We start from the raw sequence: 21,785 nt of genomic DNA on the forward strand, positions 1-21,785 counted from the left end.
CCTCCATAAGAGTAGCCCGATAAGCTTGCGCATCGGGCGCTATCCGGGTTATTTCACTTCAACCACATTCAGTCGTAACTCATCCAACTGATTTTCATCTTCTTCAGGCTGCCAACCCGCCGGTTGTAGAGGGATCTCTTCGCGATCAAACGCCAGATCACCCCCGTTAACCACTTCAGAACCGTGGGTAATGCCTTTGAAATCGAACAGGTTGGTATCGCACAGATGCGACGGCACCACATTCTGCATCGCGCTGAACATCGTCTCGATACGCCCCGGATAACGTTTATCCCAGTCACGCAACATGTCAGCAATCACCTGACGTTGCAGGTTAGGCTGTGAACCGCACAGGTTGCACGGAATAATCGGGAACGCTTTTGCATCGGCAAAGCGCTGAATATCTTTCTCGCGGCAGTAGGCCAGCGGACGAATCACAATATGTTTGCCATCATCGCTCATCAGTTTCGGAGGCATACCTTTCATCTTGCCGCCGTAGAACATATTTAAGAACAACGTTTGCAGGATATCGTCACGATGGTGACCCAGCGCGATCTTCGTCGCTCCCAGTTCCGTTGCGGTACGGTAAAGAATTCCGCGACGAAGACGAGAACACAGTGAGCAAGTGGTTTTGCCCTCCGGAATCTTCTCTTTCACGATACCGTAAGTGTTCTCTTCCACAATCTTGTACTCAATGCCCAGCTTTTCAAGATACTCGGGCAGAACGTGTTCCGGGAAGCCCGGTTGCTTTTGATCGAGGTTAACAGCCACCAGCGAAAAATTGATTGGCGCGCTTTGCTGCAAATTGCGCAGAATCTCCAGCATGGTATAGCTGTCTTTACCCCCGGAGAGGCAAACCATGATGCGATCGCCTTCTTCAATCATATTGAAGTCAGCAATGGCTTCGCCCACGTTACGACGCAGACGTTTTTGTAATTTGTTGAGATTGTATTGTTCTTTCTTACTAATTTCTTGATTTTGCGACATTTAAAAGCGGCTCAATTCGTTATATGGCATCAGAAGAGTATGCGTCATGCCGGAACGCCCAGCATAAGAAATCTGATATAAAAACTGTGGCGTGTATGGTACGGATTAGAGGGGAAAATGTCAGCACATTTGCGAAATGAATCAAAAAGCCCGCAGCAATGTGCGGGCGTTAGTGTCAGCGCACAACCAGCACGGAGCACTCTGCGTGACGCACTACAGCTGCGGCGTTAGAACCGAGCAGATAAGTGGTGATATCCGGTCGATGGGAAGCAATGATGATCATATGAGCGGGGATCTTCTTCGCCAATTCCAGAATGCGGTCTTTGGGCGAGCCTTCCTCAACATGGACATGCACTCTGTCGGTTGGCAGTTTAAATTTTTTAATGATCTCTTCCAGTTGCGATTTGGCTTCCGCTTTCAGGTCATCCATTGCCGGTAATTCTGCGGAATACGCTAAACCCAGAGAGGCATAGTAGGGCAGTGAAGGTATTACCGTCAGGAAATGAACCTCTGCATCATCAATCTTTGCCTCTGCCTCAACGTGGCTAATCACGCGTTGAGTTAATTCTGAATCGGAAATATCGATAGGGACAAGAATCGTTCTGTTCATAAAACCTCCTGTTTTAGTATCCGCATAAAGTGTAACGCCAGATGACACTTTTTGTGTAATGACGGAGTTCACATTTTTAATTTAGATCAAAGGAGGAAGAATAAGCAGAAAAAGCCCGCCATAACAGCGGGCAGGAGGATTTAGAACTGATAAACCAGACCTAAAGCGACAATATCATCGGTAGAGATGCCGTTGGCAGCGTAGAAGCTGTCATCTTCATCCAACAGGTTGATTTTATAGTCAACGTAGGTGGACATATTTTTGTTGAAATAGTAAGTCGCGCCAACATCGGCGTATTTAACCAGATCTTTATCATCAACACCTGCCGGGTTGTCTGCACCACCGGCAGCGTGCAGGTCACGGCCTTTAGACATCAGGAAAGAGACTGCCGGACGCAGACCAGAATCAAACTGGTACTGTGCAGTGACTTCAAAGTTCTGGGTTTTGTTTGCAACAGCATAATCGCTGTCGCCAAACGGGGTCATATTACGCGTTTCTGAATACATGGTTGCCAGGTAAATATTGTTAGCATCGTATTTTAGCCCAGCAGTCCACGCGTCTGCTTTATCACCATCAGCCGCAGTATGGTTAACCTGGTCATTGGTGCGGTCAGAAGAGGTGTATGCCGCACCAGCGCTAAAGCCTATGCCTAAATCATATGTTGTGGAAAGACCCCAGCCGTCACCGTTTTCATGGCGAACATCACGTCCGTTGTTGGTGCCTTCCTGACCATTACTGGCTCCTTCGTTGTTACCTTGATACTGCACCGCGAAGTTCAGACCATTTACCAGACCGAAGAAATCAGTGTTACGATAAGTCGCGACGCCATTGGCACGACCAGTCATAAAGTTGTCTGCATTGGTATAAGAGTCACCGCCAAATTCAGGCAGCATATCGGTCCAGCCTTCGATGTCGTACAGTACGCCATAATTACGTCCGTAATCGAAAGAACCGTAATTTGCAAATTTCAGTCCGGCAAATGCCAGACGGGTCCATGACTGGTTTTTTGAAGATTCAGTGTTGTTTGCCTGAATATTGTATTCCCATTGACCGTAGCCAGTAAGTTGATCGTTAATTTGGGTTTCGCCTTTAAAACCCAGACGCGCATAGCTCTGGTCGCCATCTTTCGCTGAATTATCAGAAAAATAATGCAGGCCATCAACTTTGCCATACAGATCTAATTTGTTGCCGTCTTTATTATAAACTTCGGCTGCATGTGCAGCACCTGCGGCGAGCAGGGCAGGAATTAAAAGTGCCAGTACTTTGCTTTTCATTGAATAAATCCTTTAGTTATTTTATTTGCCTTTTATCCCCATTTCGGGGAATGAAAACATCCTAAAGGAGAAGTTCAGTTAGCCGATAAATATCATTTGTTACGCCTTAAGTAAAACCTTAATCAAATAATTCCTCTGAAATGATAATAAGTCTGGTGAATGTATCGAAGATAATACATACAAAATAAAAATTATACTTTTAATTTGCTATACGTTATTCTGCGCGAGTTATATGCCTTTATTGTCACAGATTTTATTTTCTGTTGGGCCATTGCATTGCCACTGATTTTCCAACATATAAAAAGACAAGCCCGAACAGTCGTCCGGGCTTTTTTTTAGAATTGGATAATCCTTATCCAGAGCATTTAATCGGTGTTGCTTTTTTCCGCTTTTCCGGCCATTTGTGCCAGGAAGTCATAGCGTTTTTGCAAATCAGCTGCGGCATCTTTCCATAACTGTTCTGCCACTTCTGGCTGCTGCGAATTCAGACGACGGAAACGCTGCTCGTGAAGTAACGTTTCTTCCAGTGCTTCTGACGGCGGTCGTGAATCCAGCGCCAGCGGCAGTTTGCCTTCATCGGCACGACGCGGATCAAAGCGATATAGCGGCCAGAAGCCGGTAGCAGTGAGTTGGCGCATCTGGTCGTGACTGAGTGCCAGATCGTAACCATGCTCTTCACACGGGCTATAAGCGATGATCAGCGATGGCCCCGGATACGCTTCCGCTTCCTGAATCGCTTTCACCGTCTGGTTGAGCTGCGCGCCGAGAGAAATCTGCGCCACATAAACATGACCGTACATCATCATACTGACGCCAAGATCTTTACGCGCTTTACGTTTGCCGTGCTCGCCAAACTTAGTCACCGCGCCAAGCGGCGTGGCTTTTGACGCCTGACCACCGGTATTGGAATAGCATTGCGTATCCAGCACCAGAATGTTGACGTTTTCCGTCAAACTCAATACATGATCCAAACCGCCAAAGCCGATATCGTAAGCCCAGCCATCGCCACCAATCAGCCAGATCGATTTTTCCACCAGTGCATCTGCATCACGTAGCAGTTCATGTGCTTCGGCAACATCGTTGAGTTGCTGACGTAAAGCTGCAACCTGTTCACGACGAACCTCTGGCGTGGCGTCTGATTTCAACGCAGTCAGTAATTCCGCCGGGATTTTATCGGCAAATTGATCCAGCAGACGCAGCACGCGGACACGGTGTTGATCGACCGTCAGGCGGAAACCAAGGCCAAATTCGGCGTTATCTTCAAACAGCGAGTTCGCCCATGCCGGTCCACGACCGTTGGCATCGGTAGTATACGGTGTAGAGGGCAGGTTACCGCCATAAATTGAAGAACAACCCGTAGCGTTAGCGATCAACATCCGATCGCCATAGAGCTGAGTCAGCAATTTAATATACGGCGTCTCGCCACAACCAGAGCAAGCACCTGAATATTCAAACAGCGGTGTAATCAGTTGCGATGTACGAATATCAATACGTTCCAGTTTGCTGCGATCGATTTCTGGTAAATTCAGGAAGAAGTCGTAATTGATTTTCTCTTCCTCGACATGTTCCAGGCGCGACATCATATTGATGGCTTTAATCTCTGGATCCTGACGGTCTTTCGCCGGGCAAACTTCGACGCACAGGTTACAGCCGGTGCAATCTTCCGGAGCTACCTGCAAGACATATTTCTGCCCGCGCATATCACGCGATTTTACATCCAGCGAATGCAGGCTGGCAGGGGCATTTTCCATTGCTTCAGGCGGCACCACTTTGGCGCGAATAGCTGAGTGTGGGCAAGCGGCAACGCAGTGGTTACATTGGGTACAGAGTTCCTCTTTCCAGATGGGGATCTCTTCGGCAATATTGCGTTTTTCCCAGCGGGTGGTACCCATCGGCCAGGTGCCGTCTGGCGGCAGCGCCGAAACGGGGAGAGCATCGCCAAGTCCGGCGAGCATCGCAGCGGTAACGGTTTTCACGAAATCAGGAGCAGCATCGGAAACCACAGGCGGTCGATTGGCGCTGTGCGGATTAACCGGCTGCAGCGGAACTTCTTCTACCGATTCACGCGCCAGTGCCAGAGCCTGCCAGTTGCGTTCCACCAGATCCTGGCCTTTGCTGCTGTAGCTTTTGGCAATCGCGCCCTGCAATTCGGCCAGGGCGCTATCGCCAGGCAGAATTTGTGTCAAATGGAAAAATGCCATCTGCATGACAGTATTAATACGGGCCGCCAGGCCACATTCGCGGGCAATTTTCGCCGCGTTAATCACATAGAAACGCGCTTTTTTCTGGTTTAGCACGGCCTGAACTTCCTGCGGTAAGCGCGACCACACTTCCTCTGCGCTGTACGGCGTGTTGAGCAGGAAAATGCCGCCAGGTTTCAAACGTTCAGCCATCTGATATTTGTCGATAAACTGCAACTGGTGACAGCCAACAAAATCAGCCTGGGAAATGAGATAAGCGGAACGAATCGGCTGCTCGCTCACGCGAAGGTGAGAAACCGTCAGGCCGCCTGCCTTTTTGGAGTCGTAAACAAAATAGCCCTGTGCGTACCACGGCGTGGAATTACCGATAATTTTGATATTGTTTTTGGTCGCGGAAACGCTGCCATCACTACCAAGACCATAAAACAAGGCTTCCAGTTTCGCCGAGTTTGGCAGGGTGTTTTCCGGTAACGGAAGTGACAGATTGGTCACATCATCGTAAATACCAACCGTAAAGCGCGCTTTCGGTTTAGCCGCGTTGAGCTCGGCAAATACCGCCAGTACACAGTCCGGGCCAAATTCTTTGGATGAAAGACCATAGCGCCCGCCGATGACACGGGGCAGGGTTTCGCGCTCGCCATTATTAAAGGCTTCTGCCAGTGCAGTCATCACATCCAGATACAGGGGTTCCGCTTGCGCACCTGGCTCTTTGGTGCGATCCAGCACCGCCACTATCCGAACAGAGTCCGGCAATGCTTGCAGTAAGTGTTTGGCGGAGAAGGGGCGGTACAGGCGAACTTTCAGCACGCCGACTTTTTCGCCACGGGTCAGCAATTCATCAACCACTTCTTCACATGTGCCAATGGCAGAGCCCATCAGGATAATCACCCGTTCCGCTTGTGGATGCCCGTAATACTCAAACGGCTGATACTGGCGACCTGTCGCGGCAGCGAAATCATTCATTGCCTGTTCAACATGGTCATAGACTGCGTTGTACCATGGGTTGGTGGCTTCGCGAGACTGGAAATAAGTGTCAGGATTGGCGGACGTACCGCGGATCACCGGATGTTCCGGGTTGAGTGCACGGGCGCGATGAGCATCAATTTCTGCCTGCGGCATCAGTTCAAGAATAGTGTCATCGGCCAGCGGGACAATTTTATTGATCTCGTGGGAGGTGCGGAAACCATCAAAGAAATGAATAAATGGCACGCGACTTTTCAGCGTCGCAATGTGCGTAATGAGAGCAAAGTCTTGCGCCTCCTGGACGTTTGCTGCACACAACATCGCGCAACCCGTCTGGCGCACTGCCATGACGTCGGAATGATCGCCAAAAATAGAGAGTGCATGTGTGGCAACGGTACGAGCCGCAACATGCAGGACAAACGGCGTCAGTTCGCCTGCCAGTTTGTACAGCGTTGGGATCATCAGCAGCAAACCCTGCGATGACGTAAACGATGTTGAGAGGGCGCCAGTTTGCAAAGCACCATGCACGGTAGCGATAGCACCCGCTTCCGACTGCATTTCAACCACGCGTGGTGTGTCTCCCCAAACGTTTTTCAAGCCGTTTCCGGCCCATGCATCAGCCTGTTCTGCCATCGTGGAACTGGGGGTAATAGGGTAGATGGCGATAACTTCACTGGTGCGAAACGCCACCGAAGCAACCGCGCCATTACCGTCAATAGTAATCATATGACACCCTTACATTGCGCAAATGAGGGGCGCACGAAATTGCTGCGCGCCCAGTAGTTATCTTTCAATTTTAGCAAATGGCTTTCTTCTGCATTTTCGCTTTTGTGTCCCCCACATCAGCGTAATGAATGTTTTGATCAAACAGAGGGCAAAAAAATAGCCATAAAAAAGTAAAAATGCGGGGCAACGCGCAGGACAGCTCTCGACGCCGCCCTCTGTGCTGCCTATTATTTATGGCGGTGTCGTTTGGCTTGAAGATCAGAGGAAGAAAAGATGCGAGCAGCGTTTTGGGTAGGGTGTGCCGCTTTATTATTGTCGGCGTGTAGTAGTGAACCTGTTCAGCAGGCGACTGCGGCGCACGTAGCGCCAGGTTTAAAAGTGTCGATGTCCAGTAGTGGAGAAGCAAATTGTGCAATGATCGGCGGTTCGCTTTCTGTTGCCCGTCAACTGGATGGTACGGCGATTGGGATGTGTGCATTACCCAACGGCAAACGCTGTAGCGAACAGTCACTTGCCGCCGGGAGCTGTGGCAGCTATTAATTCATTAAATCCGCCAGCTTATAAGTTAATGTCTGTTTCGCGGTCGCCAGCGTTAACTGGTTCGCGGTCAGATCCACTTGTGCACCTTCTTTCAGCATTTCGCTAATGGTGTTATCGAGTTCATTAAGCTGCGGGTTAGCGCACATCATACGGGTCATTGCCAGCCCTTTGGCTGTCAGTTCACCATTTGACAGTTTGCCTTCACCGCTAAAGCGGTTACACATGCTGCCGGAAATCATCATCTTTTCACCAAAGCTGATTTCTGGCGGGTTTTTATCGCTGGTCACGGGCTTACCGTTTACGCTTTCCAGCACAAAGCGATGATGCTGTAGCTGTTCTGGGGTTACAGCAATTTTGTCATTACTTACACATCCCGCCATCAGCAGGCTTAGCGCAACAAGCGCGGCTACTTTCTTCATTGTGGTTCTCAATTACGGTTTCTGACTGAGGAATATTTTAAGAATAGAGGATGAAATATCTTTGGGGATTATCTGAATAAGCTCCCCTGGCGTACAGGGGAGCGGCAAGATTAAACCAGTTCGTTCGGGCAGGTTTCGCCTTTTTCCAGATTGCTTAAGTTTTGCAGGGTAGTTTGGGAAATACTGGTCAGAGCTTCTGCTGTCAGGAATGCCTGGTGCCCGGTAAACAGCACGTTGTGGCAGGCAGACAGACGACGGAAGACATCATCCTGGATTACGTCGTTGGATTTATCTTCAAAGAACAGATCGCGTTCGTTTTCATACACGTCCATACCCAACGAACCAATTTTCTGATTTTTCAGCGCTTCAATTGCCGCCTGAGAATCAATCAATGCACCGCGACTGGTATTGACGATCATCACGCCATTTTTCATCTGATCGAAGGCGGCTTCGTTCAACAGATGGTAGTTTTCCGGTGTCAGCGGGCAGTGCAGAGAGATAACGTCTGATTCAGAGAACAGGGTTGGCAGATCGACATACTCCACACCGAGTTCCAGCGCCGCCGCACTTGGATACGGATCGAACGCCAGCAGACGCATTCCAAAACCTTTGAGAATGCGCAGCATCGCCACACCGATTTTACCAGTACCGATAACGCCTGCCGTTTTGCCATACATGGTAAAGCCGGTCAGACCTTCCAGAGAGAAGTTGGCGTCACGCGTACGCTGATATGCGCGATGGATACGGCGGTTCAGCGTCATCATCATACCGATGGCGTGTTCAGCAACAGCTTCTGGATCATAGGCTGGAACACGGACTACTTTCAGCCCTAGTTCTTTTGCTGCGTCAAGGTCAACGTTATTGAAACCGGCACAGCGCAGGGCGATATATTTAACGCCGTGCTTTTTCAGTTCTTCCAGCACCGGGCGGCTGCCGTCATCGTTTACGAAAATACATACCGCTTCGCAGCCATTGGCCGTTTTAGCGGTTTTTTCCGTCAGCAGAAAGTCAAAAAATTCCAGCTCAAAGCCAAAGGACTCGTTCACCTGTTGCAGGTACTTCTTGTCGTACTGTTTTGTGCTATAAACGGCGAGTTTCATAAGACTTTCTCCAGTGATGTTGAATCACATTTAAGCTACTGAAAATATTTTACAAAATTTCAAATATAATTGAAAGCTATGGCGATATTGAAAAATTCATCAACAACTATGCTTAGTGTAGGCGCAACCTTCAACTGAACGGTTAAACATGCCACAATACCCGTATTGAATGCTTAATTTTTCGCTAAATCAGGATATTAACTACCCATGTTGGGTAAATATAAAGCCGTTCTCGCGCTGCTATTACTGATTATTCTTGTGCCGTTGACGCTACTGATGACGCTCGGGTTGTGGGTTCCCACGCTGGCGGGCATCTGGCTACCGCTCGGCACACGTATTGCTTTAGATGAAAGCCCACGCATTACGCGTAAAGGTTTAATCATTCCCGATCTCCGTTATCTGGTAGGAGATTGTCAGCTTGCACATATCACAAACGCCAGCCTTTCTCATCCCAGCCGCTGGTTATTGAACGTCGGCACGGTAGAACTTGATTCTGCTTGTCTGGCGAAATTGCCGCAGACGGAGCAATCGCCAGCCGCTCCGAAAACCCTCGCGCAGTGGCAGGCCATGTTGCCTAACACCTGGATCAATATCGATAAACTGATTTTTTCTCCCTGGCAGGAATGGCAGGGAAAACTCTCTCTCGCATTAAACTCCGATATCCAGCAACTGCGTTATCAGGGCGAAAAAGTTAAATTTCAAGGCCAGCTGAAAGGGCAACAACTTACAGTCAGCGAACTGGATGTCGTCGCGTTTGAAAATCAGCCGCCAGTTAAACTGGTGGGGGAATTTACTATGCCGCTAGTGCCGGATGGACTTCCTGTAAGTGGTCATGCTACTGCGACGTTAAACTTGCCGCAGGAGCCTTCACTGGTGGATGCCGAGCTGGACTGGCAGGAAAATAGCGGGCAATTGATTGTGCTGGCACGGGATAACGGCGATCCGTTGCTCGATCTGCCGTGGCAAATTACTCGCCAACAATTGACCGTAAGCGATGGTCGCTGGAGCTGGCCGTATGCAGGTTTTCCTTTGAGTGGACGACTGGGTGTCAAAGTCGACAACTGGCAGGCAGGGCTTGAGAATGCTCTGGTCAGCGGACGACTGAGTGTGCTGACCCAGGGGCAAGCGGGTAAGGGCAACGCGGTGCTTAATTTTGGCCCAGGAAAATTAAGCATGGATAACAGCCAGCTGCCTATGCAACTGACCGGTGAAGCGAAACAGGCGGACCTCATTTTATATGCCCGTTTACCTGCGCAGCTAAGCGGAAGTCTGACTGACCCAACGCTGGCCTTTGAGCCAGGCGCGTTATTACGTTCGAAGGGAAGAGTCATCGATTCGCTGGATATTGATGAAATCCGCTGGCCTTTAGCGGGTGTAAAAGTCACCCAACGTGGTGTTGACGGACGTTTGCAGGCCATTTTGCAGGCGCATGAAAATGAACTGGGCGATTTCGTACTGCATATGGATGGGCTGGCGAATGATTTTCTCCCTGACGCTGGCCGCTGGCAGTGGCGCTACTGGGGAAAAGGGAGTTTTACACCGATGAATGCCACCTGGGATGTCGCAGGAAAAGGTGAGTGGCATGACAGCACGATTACGCTGACCGATCTCTCAACCGGCTTTGACAAATTGCAATACGGGACAATGACGGTAGAAAAGCCGCGATTGATTCTCGACAAGCCCGTCGTCTGGGTACGTGATGTGCAGAATCCTTCGTTCAGCGGCGCGCTGTCACTGGACGCCGGGCAAACGCTGTTCACGGGTGGCAGTGTGTTACCGCCATCAACCTTAAAATTTAGTGTCGATGGACGCGATCCGACATATTTCCTCTTCAAAGGGGATTTACATGCTGGTGAGATTGGGCCGGTGCAGGTAAATGGACGCTGGGACGGCATTCGCCTGCGCGGTAACGCCTGGTGGCCTAAGCAATCGTTGACTGTGTTTCAACCGTTGGTGCCACCCGACTGGAAGATGAACTTACGCGATGGCGAGCTGTATGCCCAGGTTGCATTTTCTGCTGCGCCTGAACAAGGATTCCGCGCGGGAGGGCACGGTGTGTTGAAAGGCGGTAGTGCCTGGATGCCAGATAATCAGGTCAACGGTGTCGATTTTGTCCTGCCTTTCCGTTTTGCCGATGGAGCCTGGCATCTGGGGACTCGCGGCCCCGTTACGTTGCGAATTGCCGAAGTGATTAATCTGGTGACAGCGAAAAATATTACGGCTGACTTGCAAGGGCGTTATCCGTGGAGTGAAGACGAACCATTGTTGTTGACCGATGTTAGCGTCGATGTGTTAGGCGGTAACGTGCTGATGAAACAATTACGCATGCCGCAACATGACCCGGCGCTGTTGCGGCTGAATAATCTCTCATCCAGCGAACTGGTTAGCGCCGTCAATCCGAAACAATTCGCCATGTCCGGGGCATTTAGTGGGGCATTGCCTTTATGGCTGAACAATGAAAAATGGATAGTTAAAGACGGCTGGCTGGCAAATAGCGGACCAATGACTTTGCGGCTGGATAAAGACACCGCAGATGCGGTGGTGAAAGACAATATGACTGCGGGTTCAGCGATTAACTGGTTGCGCTATATGGAAATTAGCCGTTCATCGACAAAAATTAATTTAGATAATCTTGGTGTGTTAACCATGCAGGCCAATATTACAGGTACCAGTCGCGTCGACGGTAAAAGTGGTACGGTAAACCTTAATTACCATCATGAAGAGAATATTTTTACCCTGTGGCGCAGTTTACGCTTTGGCGATAATCTCCAGGCATGGTTGGAGCAGAACGCGCGTCTGCCGGAAAATGGCTGTCCGCAAGGAAAAGGGTGTGAGGAAAAACAATGAAAATTTTACTGGCTGCGTTGACGTCATCTTTTATGCTGGTTGGCTGTACGCCTCGCATTGAAGTCGCTGCACCTAAGGAACCGATCACTATCAATATGAACGTTAAAATTGAGCATGAGATCATCATTAAGGCAGACAAAGATGTCGAAGATTTACTCAAAACCCGTAGCGATCTTTTCTGAGGGGATGATGAAGAAAACATTACTTCTTTGTGCGTTTCTTGTTGGACTGGTAAGCAGCAATGTAGTGGCATTAACACTGGACGAGGCCAGAATTCAGGGGCGGGTAGGTGAAACATTTAACGGTTATTTGGTTGCGTTGAAAACGGATGCTGAAACAGAGAAATTAGTAACCGAGATTAATGCCGCACGTAAAGTGAGTTATCAACAACTGGCAAAGCAAAATAATGTATCGGTAGATGATATCGCGAAGCTTGCCGGACAAAAGCTTGTAGCTCGGGCCAAACCGGGGGAATATGTGCAGGGAATTAACGGGAAATGGTTGCAAAAATAAGCACTATGCAACAGCGATATTTCAATGATTTAATTTAAAGGCTGTATAGATATTTTATGGGTGTCCTATTTTTCCAATGCCATCATGAATATCATCATCAACCTCAATATTAAGGGTTTTTATAGTCAACCCAAATATGGACGGCATCGCTCATTTAAGTGAAGTTACGAGGTTTATGGGATTGCTTGTAACACCACATTGTTTTTAGCATCTTGCAAGCCTCATCTTCTGTCAACGCCTGGTAAACCTGTCAGGGGCAGTCAACAACAAACCGCAGTAGATAACCTCCAGATTTTCAGTGGGTTGATTAAATGGAACATGGTTGAAATGTTAATATTTTCACGATGAATGAATTTCCGGAGTGGTCAGTAATATGAATCAGCTACCCAATTTGACGCTGACATTGCTTTTTGTCTGATTATTGTTAGAGGATGTGTATTAATGCAACAAATAGCCTAAGTAATCGAATAATTTGTTTTTTATGTGTCTACATTGAGGTTTCGAAATACTAATTAAGTTGAATGTTCTGGGATTGCTAAATAAAATTTCAAGAGCAGGCATTAAATCATGACACAGCCTGTGGCTATTTCTTATCTATTACTCATATTTTATTATTTGAAATGTCATTCATTGAAAAGGATTTCTCATGCAAAAGAAAACGTTATTATCAGCGTGTATCGCTATAGCGTTAAGTGGCCAAAGCTGGGGGGCGGAAATAACAGAAGGCGAGAGTGCAGACAGTATGCGCAGAAGCTCTCAAATGACATGTCAGTCAGAAGGGCACGCCCGACCGTCAACGAAGTTGAAAACAGTGCCAGAAAAATGTGCTGTTGTTACAAATAATGGTTTCAGCTCGTTACTGGCATTAGGTGCCACGGCGGTACTGGCAACACTCGCAGTGATTGAATTGTCTCATGACAATGATCATTCTGCTCACTCTTCTTTTCCCCAGCCCATACCGCCAGATGATAATGGCCCTCTACCGCTACCCGTTCCCAGTGATGAAGATTCAGGTATACCTGTAAAGCCAGATAACGGCGGTAATGTTACTCCACCCGACAATAGCGGTGATGATGTTGACCCCCCGAGAACAGAACCCGTTGTCTTTGATAACAATGTGACATGGGACAAGGACGCGCAAACCCTGAAGATTCGCGGGGCGACGTTCACTTATACCCAAAATGAAGATGGTAGCTACACGCTGACGGCAAAAGATGGCCGAAAAACCATTGTGACTGAGTGGGAAAACCATGAAGAGACTCATACCGCCATGTTTAGTGGTGTGAGTACCACAGGTGATATGGAATGGCGCTACGATGACGAAGGTAAACTCCACGTCACACAGTTAGCCAGTGTCGTGTCTGATGGAACAACGGACAGAATAATTACCGTTAATGATGCGATTATCACTGACCAGGGCGGTAACACGGCCCTGAATGGCGGCACGGTGATGATGATTAATGGTAACAACATTGCGCTGACAAACGAGGGTAAAACAGAGGCTGTCGGTGAAGGTTCGGTGGTCGGTATCCTGACCGGCGATAATATAACCATCAATAATAACGGTCAGACGGTGGTCGATGCTGGCACGGCGGTTATCGTCAATGGCGATCGTACAATCTTAAATAACACTGGCGACTCCACTGTCAATAACGGCGGAATAGGGGCCGTTATTAGCGGTAATGATGTCAGGACCGATAATAAAGGACATATGACGGTTGATGGGCAAAATTCAACGGGCAGCAAAATCGTTGGTAATAATGCGACGGTTATACAGGAAGGGGATTTATACGTTAGCAATGCTGCACGGGGTATTGATGTTGAGGGTAATGGCGCGATCGTCAGCAACAAAGGAAATATAACGGTCGTGGATGAAAATTCGCAGGGTGTTTCTCTCAGTGGTGATGCGTCGACGTTCATTAACAGGGGGGATATATCCGTCAGTAATGGTAGTTCAGAGGCCAATGCGACAGGGATTCTGATTGAGGGTAATCATTCTACCCTTATCAATGTGGGGGACATCATTGCTGATAATTTCAGTACCGGGATTCGCATCATCGGAGATGATGGTCTGATTTCTCTGGCTGGCCGTGTGGATGTAGGGGATTATTCAACCGGTCTGGATGTCTCTGGAAATAATAACGCCATGACGCTGGCGACAAATGAGCTTAATGTGACCGGCAGTGTTGCGACAGGGGTAAATGTAGCCGGTGATGGCAATGAAGTTGAAATTACCGGTAATATTCTGGTGGATAAAAATCAGGCCGGAGAGCATTCAATAAATGACTTTTTTACCCCTTCTGTTGGCATTCAGGTGCAGGGACACGACAATAATATCGTATTAAATGGCAATCTTACCGTTGTTGCTGACAGTGAAGTCACTTCTCGTATCTATAATGAAATGGATGGCAGCCAGGAAAATATTAATGGTCTGGTTGTGTCGGGTGACGGTAATACCGTCGAAATTAATGGTGGTATCCATTTAGCTGGCGAAGAAAATACTCTACAGGATGGCTCCACACCTGCTTTAAAACGTAATGGTTATGGCGATACGCCTGTTATCAAAATCGATGGGCACTCTACTCTGTATCTAAATGGGGATTCAACAATCAGTGGTGTTTTTCCGCTTGGATTAGGCGATATCATTCAACTGAATAACCGAGCCCATTTAGAACTTGGCCGCAACGCCACTTTTATCCTAAAAGATATAAATACATTTGAACATTATAATAGTGACACATCACAGGTTGTACTGGTGAATTCCGGTTCGCAGATGATAAATAATGGTGATGTAGAACTGGGTAATATTGGCTTTGCCAGGGCTACTGGTGAAGAGTCGCTAGCTGTAAATAATAACAACGTAACGATTTCTATCTACGGCGTAGAGGGGAATACATCAGACTCTGCTAGTTCTGCGTATTTGAGCGTCTATGGTGGTCGAGTTGTTAATAACAGTGCCATCACCAGTAAGGTACTCGCGCAGGGACGTATTTTCAATAGTCTGAACGCTCAAGGTTTGAGTGACCCTTTAATTTTTAATAATCAAGTCATTAGTCTGACGGGGATGACGGCAGGCAACAATGGCACCGCTTTAAATAATACTGCCGGTGAGATCCAAATGTACGGCCGGGGGAGTGTTGGCATGCTGGCCTCCAATAATTCAACCATTGACAATATGGGTAAGATTTTCATTGACGCATTATGGGTTGATGAAAACGATACTTCCAGTCTGGCGTCCAATATCGCTCATGACAGCGCCAAAGATTATGCTGTCGGGATGGCTGTGGGTACAGACAGTTCTGGTGCCAGCGTTAATTCTACCGCCATTAACCAGCAGGGTGGTGAAATAACACTCTATAATTCCGGTGCCGGTATGGCTGCGATGAAGCCAGGTAACATTATTATTAACCAGGGAACTATAAATCTGGAAGTAAATGAAAATGATGATGATACGCTGGGGCCAAATAAATTGGTCGGCATGGCTGTTTACAATGGTGCCACTGCGATTAATGATCAGACGGGCATCATCAATATTAATGCTGAAAACGGGCAGGCGTTCTATAACGATGGCAGCGGGACCATCGTTAATTACGGAACCATCTGTACTTTTGGTATATGCCAGGACAGTAACGCCTATAACCCTACTGACGGAGTTGTTTCATTAAGCTGGAGAAATGGTGACATTATTACGGTCGACGGGGAAACGCTTAACCTGTCTTCATATGGCGGTACTACTGATATCATGGCAACCGCCGAAACCCTGGTAACCAACGCGGGTACGGTTACCGGGGGGCCTGTCACCGTGGCTGACTTCGGCCATCTGGTCAATGAAACCACGGGCAGTATAAACGAGGTTGATATCGCAACGGGTGGGGAATACACCAACCACGGCACGACAAAAACCGTTTCTGTGGATGGCGGCGTGTTCACTAACGAAGGTACGGTGACCGGGCTGGTAGGTACAACCGTTGCGGGTTCTGTTATCAACAATTCCGGCACCATGAACACTGTTGAACAATGGGCCAGTACGTTTTATAACGCCGGGACGGTAACAGCCTGGAAAGGGGCCTCAGCTTCTGCCGTGATGAATAACGAAGCGGATGGAACGGTCAATAAAGTGAATTTTTCTGCCGCAGCCACCTTCAATAACGCAGGAACGGTTCACAGTGGTTCGGTTGATAAAAACGCGACCTTTAATAACCTGGGTGGTGGTGTTGTCGATCTTCTTGATAACGGACTTTGGGCTGGGCATTTCAACAACTGGGGTACAGTGAATGGGGATGCTGATATCGCTACCGGCGGTAATGGGCATACCTTGTATAACGGTACGACAGGTGTGATTAACGGCCAGGTTACGACGCCAAATAATAACGCCGGTAGCCGGGCAATTAACGATGGCACTATCAATATTGATAAAAATAATACCATCGCCATGAATGCGCACGGCAGCGCAAAAATGGTCAACAATGGCACTATCAATATTGGTAGCGAAGGCACTTCGCATACAGGTATGGTTGGAATGCAATTAGCATCGGACGCGAAAGCGGATGGTGTGGTTGAAAACAACGGTACGATTAATATCTACGCCAATAATTCCTGGGCTTTCAGCAAGCTCGGGAGCAATGGTCATATTGTTAACAACGGCACTGTTTATATTGACGACAGCGTGAATGGTTCCGGATTAATTAAACAATCTGGCACGGTGATGGAGGGCAGTGGTGAAGGGGGAGACGGTACGGAAGTACACTATGTCGACTTTACCGCGCCGGAAGAACCCACCATTACGCCATACGACGACAGTCATTCTTCTTCTGTTAGCCGCAACGATGGCATGAACAACCTCAATGGTTACGTGGTGGGGACGAACGCCGATGGTAGCGCTGGTAAGCTGATGGTCAATAACGCCAGTATGAAAGGCGTGGAGATCAACACTGCTTTTGCGGCGGGAACGGCGGACAAAACCGCCAGCTTTGATGATGTGGTGCAAGGCAGCAACCTGACCGATGCGCAAGCGATCACTTCGACATCTGTTGTCTGGCAGGCGACAGGCAGTACCGACGCCAGCGGCAACGTTGACGTGACCATGAGCAAAAAAGCCTACACCGATGTGGCGACGGATGCCTCAGTGAATGACGTGGCAAAAGCGCTGGATGCGGGTTACACCAACAATGAGCTGTATACCAGTCTGAACGTCGGCACCACTGCAGAGCTGAACAGCGCACTTAAGCAAATTAGCGGTAGCCAGGCGACCACGGTATTCCGCGAAGCGCGTGTGTTAAGCAATCGCTTTAGTATGCTGGCAGACGCAGCACCGAAGATGGGCAACGGTCTGGCATTTAACGTGGTGGCGAAAGGCGATCCGCGTGCAGAGCTGGGGAATAATACCGAGTACGACATGCTGGCGCTGCGCAAAACCCTCGACCTGAGCGAAAACCAGACCATGAGCCTGGAGTACGGTATCGCCCGTCTGGACGGCGATGGTGCGCAGAAAGCGGGTGATAATGGTGTTACAGGCGGCTACAGCCAGTTCTTTGGCCTGAAGCATCAGATGTCCTTTGACAACGGTATGAGCTGGAATAACGCGCTGCGCTACGATATTCACCAACTGGACAGCAGCCGTTCGGTGGCTTACGGCGACATCAGTAAGACGGCAGACACGAATGTGAAACAACAGTACCTGGAGTTCCGCAGCGAAGGGGCGAAAACCTTTGAACCGCGCGAAGGGCTGAAAATCACGCCATATGCGGGTGTGAAACTGCGTCACACGCTGGAAGGCGACTATCAGGAGCGCAATGCCGGAGACTTTAACCTGAGCATGAACAGCGGCAGCGAAACGGCGGTGGACAGCATCGTCGGGCTGAAGCTGGACTACGCAGGGAAAGACGGCTGGAGTGCGAACGCCACGCTGGAAGGTGGGCCGAACCTCAGCTACAGCAAGAGCCAGCGCACGGCAAGCCTGGCAGGCGCAGGCAGCCAGCACTTTAATGTCGATGATGGGCAGAAGGGCGGCGGCATCAACAGTCTGGCAAGCGTCGGCGTGAAGTACAGCAGCAAAGAAAGTTCGCTGAATCTGGATGCTTACCACTGGAAAGAGGATGGTATCAGCGATAAAGGCGTGATGCTGAACTTCAAGAAAACGTTCTAATTTTTAGTATGTGATGCATAAACCGCAACGCTGATACAGGTTGCGGTTTTTTATTGCCGGATGCGGCGCTTGACGCGTTTTGTTTTGGTGTTTTTCAGGACAATAGAGCAACTCATCCAGTAATCTTGTTTACGCCTTCGCATTATTTAACTCTTTTCGTTTCTATACTGATTTTTCTTAATCCGTTTTATTACAGGGCAGGGTGCGATGAGCAGCAACACATTTACTCTCGGTACAAAATCCGTTAACCGTCTTGGTTATGGCGCGATGCAACTGGCAGGTCCTGGAGTTTTTGGTCCCCCAAGGGATCGCCACGTCGCTATAACCGTGCTGCGCGAGGCGCTGGCATTAGGCGTTAATCACATTGATACCAGTGACTTTTATGGTCCACACGTCACCAATCAGATTATCCGCGAAGCGCTTTATCCTTACTCTGACGACCTGACCATTGTTACTAAAATTGGGGCGCGGCGTGGAGAGGACGCCTCCTGGTTGCCCGCATTTTCTCCGGCAGAGTTGCAAAAAGCGGTACACGATAATCTACGTAATCTCGGACTGGACGTACTGGATGTGGTCAACCTGCGCGTTATGATGGGGGATGGTCATGGCCCAGCGGAAGGATCGATTGAAGCCAGCCTGACCGTGCTGGCAGAGATGCGACAACAAGGCCTGGTAAAACATATTGGCCTGAGCAACGTCACACCGACGCAGGTTGCAGAGGCACGCAAGATTGCCGAAATCGTCTGCGTGCAGAACGAATACAACATTGCTCATCGTGCTGATGACGCAATGATTGATGCTTTGGCTCGTGACGGCATTGCCTACGTGCCGTTCTTCCCGCTCGGGGGCTTTACGCCGCTGCAATCCTCCACGCTTTCCGATGTTGCTGCGAGCCTTAATGCGACACCAATGCAGGTAGCGCTGGCGTGGCTGTTACAACGTTCACCGAATATTTTGTTGATTCCTGGAACATCTTCTGTTGCGCATTTACGGGAGAATATGGCTGCTGAAAAATTGCATCTTTCTGCGGACGTGTTGTCTACGTTGGATGGTATTTCGCGAGAATAACGAATATACAAAAGGGAAAGATGCATTTCCCTTTTGTTTCTTTTTTAATGGCATGGAGTGCATATGTTTAAGGCCAGGATTTGCGGCTGGATACGTTTACTTCCCCTGTTTATCCTGAGTCTTCCAGTACAGGCGGAACTTCGATGTGTTGCAAATGCAGTTGATATTAATCCATTTTTATCTGCGGCTACCGCTGAAGATAAACAGCAAGTTGAACAAGCTATCAACAGTAGCGTGAATCTTGTCCCCTTCGGTTTATCTGCATCGGACTGGAAAGTGCATCGTGGCGATTTAGTGGTAGAAGGTAATATAGAGAGTAATCAAAAATTGATTGTTCTTGGCAATTTGACAGTCAAAGGTAATATTTCCACTTTCTCTCTTTCTAATCCATGGGTTATTCTCGGTAACGTGACGGCAACGAATATAGTTACGGATTCACCACTGTTAATTACCGGTTCGATAAATGCAAGTGGACTGGTATTTATCGATTCATATTACGATAATCCGTCTACGATTAAGGGGAGTATTAATGCGCGTGGGATATTTATCAATGACATAATTGCACCTGTTGTTGCGTCTTCGACAAATAGTGAATTCATGGTCCGTGCGAGTGATAAAAATGACACTGAAAATGTCAAAAAAGCGCTGATGATAATAAATCCTGATGCATATTATTGGGGTCTAATAAATGATGAAGATGCTCTGAAAGAAATTTTTAAGCGAAGCAATATTCGCATGGCAGGGAATGTCTGTAATCAGATGAAAAAAGAAGCGCTGTTTCGCCCTAAGCCTTCTCCTGAGTTAGTGCAGGAATTGCAAATTCTGGATGAAGGCAACGTTGCTGCATTTGAAGGACGAGATATTGCGACATTTGATCTTGCCATAATGCGAACTCTCCCAAGGCTTAAAGGAATTTCAGCTAACCTACGCAAACAACTTATTAATAGCAATGATGAAAAAACGATTGCAAGTATGGCGAGATATATGCCTGACAATGAGATTCTGGAGTTGACCGATCAGCAATTAGGTTACCAGCCTGTTGTTCTGGGGTTGCTCGACCGTGAACCGCTCTCTGTCGAAATAATGACGCGAATGAGTCATCTACCTGATGGTGTCGGTCCGTTGAATCTTGCGCTACGTGAAAATCTCCCTCTGGATATCGTCATGACTCTGGCGAAAAGAGATTGGGATATGATCATTCAGGAGCTTTATAAAGATGCGTGGTTATTGCCCGAATCCATTATTGATGGCTATATCCGCAGTGATGATTCCTCTATTCGTCAAGTCGGTGCTGGAGGACAACTCACCTACAATCAGGCAATGCAGTTGGCGAACGATTCATCAAACGATGTTGTCACAAGCTTAGCGTTCAAACTGGCAGAGATGAAACACCATGGTCAATTGTTGCGGATGACGCCACAAGAGAGTGACAAAATAGCAGTATATTTATACCAAAAATTCGAGAATGACGATGATCTAATACGTGTGTTATTTTTAGCATTGCCAGATAACTTACAGTTTAATTTTGTTAAAAGGATGGAGAAAAAATCCCCTGCCTACTTTTGCTGTCGGGATATGCAGGTAATTCACTCTGACGCTGCTCTACAACGGTTATTGACACGTTTCAACGATCCTGAGGGGTGGAGTAATCTGGCGAAAAATCAGTATCTGAGCACGTCGATGAAACAAAAAATTTGGCAACGTGCTTTATCGCATCGGAAAAATAATCCCAAAGCAGATTCAGATGCATATGAAACCAGCGCTGATATGATTTTGTCTGAGCTTATCAGCTACGGTGAAGTTGATGACCAGATGCTATTAAATGCCACCTCTCTGATACGTTCGGACGACTGGGACTTTTTAGAGAGTGCATTAATTAGTTGGGATAATTTACCCGCTGTTGTTCTCAAGGAATTACAGCAAAACACGCCACGCAATGATATTTGGGCGAAGTTTTTTCTGAGGCAGGAAAACAGTTCCCGTGCGCAGGTTAACGAAGCGTTACGTGTTTATTATGCACTCGACCCCGATGCGTTAGCACAACTGGATGTACTGGCAAAACAACCGGATCGTATATGGTGGAGTACACTGGCGAAAAGCAATCTCACATTTTTCAAGTTCGGCGCACTTAGCAACCGCCACACCCCCCCAGCGGCACTGGCGGCAGAAATTGATCCCGAGTGGTGGATTGTGGCGATGAATAATCCCCGCTTTCCAGTTGATGTATTGAAGGCGAGGTTGAAACGTAATCCTTTGCTGGCGTTAGAGCTTGTTAACCCTGAACTGGATTTAGTTCGCCAGCTGGCGCTTAACGGTAAGACGCGCGCAATACGGGAACAAGCGATGAGAAAACTTGATGAGTTGTATTGATCCACAACGTAATGTTTCTTAACCA

Annotated in this window: 13 protein-coding genes; 7 read left to right on the forward strand and 6 right to left on the reverse strand. The window is 48.2% G+C overall.

All coding sequences use genetic code 11. From position 1 onward, the window contains the following. Nucleotides 1-48: 48 nt before the first annotated feature. The 4 genes from ttcA to nifJ form a co-directional block, all read right to left on the reverse strand. The gene (ttcA, locus tag FQZ95_RS21480) at nucleotides 49-984 is read right to left on the reverse strand and encodes a tRNA 2-thiocytidine(32) synthetase TtcA (protein ID WP_000081415.1); all 936 of its coding nucleotides are present in this window, start codon (nucleotides 982-984) and stop codon (nucleotides 49-51) included. A 175-nt stretch (nucleotides 985-1,159) separates the two neighbouring features. After that, on the reverse strand, nucleotides 1,160-1,594 hold the full coding sequence (uspF, locus tag FQZ95_RS21485) for a universal stress protein UspF (protein ID WP_001295593.1): 435 nt from the start codon (nucleotides 1,592-1,594) through the stop codon (nucleotides 1,160-1,162). Between the two features lie 140 nt (nucleotides 1,595-1,734). After that, on the reverse strand, nucleotides 1,735-2,868 hold the full coding sequence (ompN, locus tag FQZ95_RS21490; RefSeq protein WP_160530626.1) for a porin OmpN: 1,134 nt from the start codon (nucleotides 2,866-2,868) through the stop codon (nucleotides 1,735-1,737). 365 nt (nucleotides 2,869-3,233) lie between these two features. Then, nucleotides 3,234-6,758, reverse strand: a complete 3,525-nt coding sequence (gene nifJ, locus FQZ95_RS21495; protein ID WP_105288054.1) for a pyruvate:ferredoxin (flavodoxin) oxidoreductase — start codon at nucleotides 6,756-6,758, stop codon at nucleotides 3,234-3,236. Between the two features lie 273 nt (nucleotides 6,759-7,031). Between nifJ and FQZ95_RS21500 the strand changes: the two genes are divergently transcribed. Next, nucleotides 7,032-7,298, forward strand: a complete 267-nt coding sequence (locus FQZ95_RS21500) for a putative hemolysin (RefSeq protein ID WP_088542031.1) — start codon at nucleotides 7,032-7,034, stop codon at nucleotides 7,296-7,298. On the opposite strand, the gene hslJ is transcribed toward FQZ95_RS21500, so the two are convergent. Both hslJ and ldhA read right to left on the reverse strand, forming a co-directional pair. Beyond that, nucleotides 7,295-7,717: a heat shock protein HslJ gene (hslJ, locus tag FQZ95_RS21505; protein WP_001309480.1), complete on the reverse strand. Its 423-nt coding sequence runs from the start codon at nucleotides 7,715-7,717 to the stop codon at nucleotides 7,295-7,297. The genes FQZ95_RS21500 and hslJ overlap by 4 nt on opposite strands. Before the next feature lie 110 nt (nucleotides 7,718-7,827). Beyond that, nucleotides 7,828-8,817 carry a D-lactate dehydrogenase gene (ldhA, locus tag FQZ95_RS21510; RefSeq protein ID WP_000762229.1) on the reverse strand — a complete coding sequence of 330 codons (990 nt, stop codon included), beginning with the start codon at nucleotides 8,815-8,817 and terminating at the stop codon, nucleotides 7,828-7,830. A 207-nt stretch (nucleotides 8,818-9,024) separates the two neighbouring features. On the opposite strand from ldhA, the gene FQZ95_RS21515 reads away from it, so the two are divergent. The 6 genes from FQZ95_RS21515 to FQZ95_RS21540 all read left to right on the forward strand — a co-directional run bounded on the left by FQZ95_RS21515 (nucleotide 9,025) and on the right by FQZ95_RS21540 (nucleotide 21,760). After that, the gene (locus tag FQZ95_RS21515) at nucleotides 9,025-11,664 is read left to right on the forward strand and encodes a YdbH family protein (RefSeq protein WP_088542030.1); all 2,640 of its coding nucleotides are present in this window, start codon (nucleotides 9,025-9,027) and stop codon (nucleotides 11,662-11,664) included. Beyond that, nucleotides 11,661-11,846 (forward strand): YnbE family lipoprotein, encoded by a 186-nt coding sequence (locus tag FQZ95_RS21520; protein ID WP_000698143.1) that lies wholly within the window; start codon nucleotides 11,661-11,663, stop codon nucleotides 11,844-11,846. Before FQZ95_RS21515 ends, FQZ95_RS21520 begins: the two co-directional genes overlap by 4 nt. A 4-nt stretch (nucleotides 11,847-11,850) precedes the next feature. Next, a complete protein-coding gene (locus tag FQZ95_RS21525; RefSeq protein ID WP_160530660.1) occupies nucleotides 11,851-12,177 on the forward strand; it encodes a YdbL family protein in 327 nt (108 codons plus the stop codon). A gap of 646 nt (nucleotides 12,178-12,823) precedes the next feature. After that, nucleotides 12,824-18,322 carry a BigA/YdbA N-terminal beta-barrel domain-containing protein gene (locus FQZ95_RS21530; RefSeq protein WP_160530627.1) on the forward strand — a complete coding sequence of 1,833 codons (5,499 nt, stop codon included), beginning with the start codon at nucleotides 12,824-12,826 and terminating at the stop codon, nucleotides 18,320-18,322. Between the two features lie 207 nt (nucleotides 18,323-18,529). After that, nucleotides 18,530-19,390: a pyridoxine 4-dehydrogenase gene (gene pdxI, locus FQZ95_RS21535; RefSeq protein ID WP_088542028.1), complete on the forward strand. Its 861-nt coding sequence runs from the start codon at nucleotides 18,530-18,532 to the stop codon at nucleotides 19,388-19,390. Between the two features lie 63 nt (nucleotides 19,391-19,453). After that, nucleotides 19,454-21,760, forward strand: coding sequence for a DUF2773 domain-containing bactofilin (locus FQZ95_RS21540; protein ID WP_032184127.1), 2,307 nt, complete (start codon nucleotides 19,454-19,456; stop codon nucleotides 21,758-21,760). Nucleotides 21,761-21,785 lie beyond the last annotated feature (25 nt).

The organism is Escherichia sp. HH41S, assembly GCF_009820115.1.
Classification (GTDB): domain Bacteria; phylum Pseudomonadota; class Gammaproteobacteria; order Enterobacterales; family Enterobacteriaceae; genus Escherichia; species Escherichia coli_F.

Excerpts from the sequence above, each read along its gene's own strand:
- ttcA (WP_000081415.1), bottom strand. The coding sequence starts at position 984 with ATGTCGCAAAATCAAGAAATTAGTAAGAAAGAACAATACAATCTCAAC.
- uspF (WP_001295593.1), bottom strand. The coding sequence starts at position 1,594 with ATGAACAGAACGATTCTTGTCCCTATCGATATTTCCGATTCAGAATTA.
- ompN (WP_160530626.1), bottom strand. The coding sequence starts at position 2,868 with ATGAAAAGCAAAGTACTGGCACTTTTAATTCCTGCCCTGCTCGCCGCA.
- nifJ (WP_105288054.1), bottom strand. The coding sequence starts at position 6,758 with ATGATTACTATTGACGGTAATGGCGCGGTTGCTTCGGTGGCGTTTCGC.
- FQZ95_RS21500 (WP_088542031.1), top strand. The coding sequence starts at position 7,032 with ATGCGAGCAGCGTTTTGGGTAGGGTGTGCCGCTTTATTATTGTCGGCG.
- hslJ (WP_001309480.1), bottom strand. The coding sequence starts at position 7,717 with ATGAAGAAAGTAGCCGCGCTTGTTGCGCTAAGCCTGCTGATGGCGGGA.
- ldhA (WP_000762229.1), bottom strand. The coding sequence starts at position 8,817 with ATGAAACTCGCCGTTTATAGCACAAAACAGTACGACAAGAAGTACCTG.
- FQZ95_RS21515 (WP_088542030.1), top strand. The coding sequence starts at position 9,025 with ATGTTGGGTAAATATAAAGCCGTTCTCGCGCTGCTATTACTGATTATT.
- FQZ95_RS21520 (WP_000698143.1), top strand. The coding sequence starts at position 11,661 with ATGAAAATTTTACTGGCTGCGTTGACGTCATCTTTTATGCTGGTTGGC.
- FQZ95_RS21525 (WP_160530660.1), top strand. The coding sequence starts at position 11,851 with ATGATGAAGAAAACATTACTTCTTTGTGCGTTTCTTGTTGGACTGGTA.
- FQZ95_RS21530 (WP_160530627.1), top strand. The coding sequence starts at position 12,824 with ATGCAAAAGAAAACGTTATTATCAGCGTGTATCGCTATAGCGTTAAGT.
- pdxI (WP_088542028.1), top strand. The coding sequence starts at position 18,530 with ATGAGCAGCAACACATTTACTCTCGGTACAAAATCCGTTAACCGTCTT.
- FQZ95_RS21540 (WP_032184127.1), top strand. The coding sequence starts at position 19,454 with ATGTTTAAGGCCAGGATTTGCGGCTGGATACGTTTACTTCCCCTGTTT.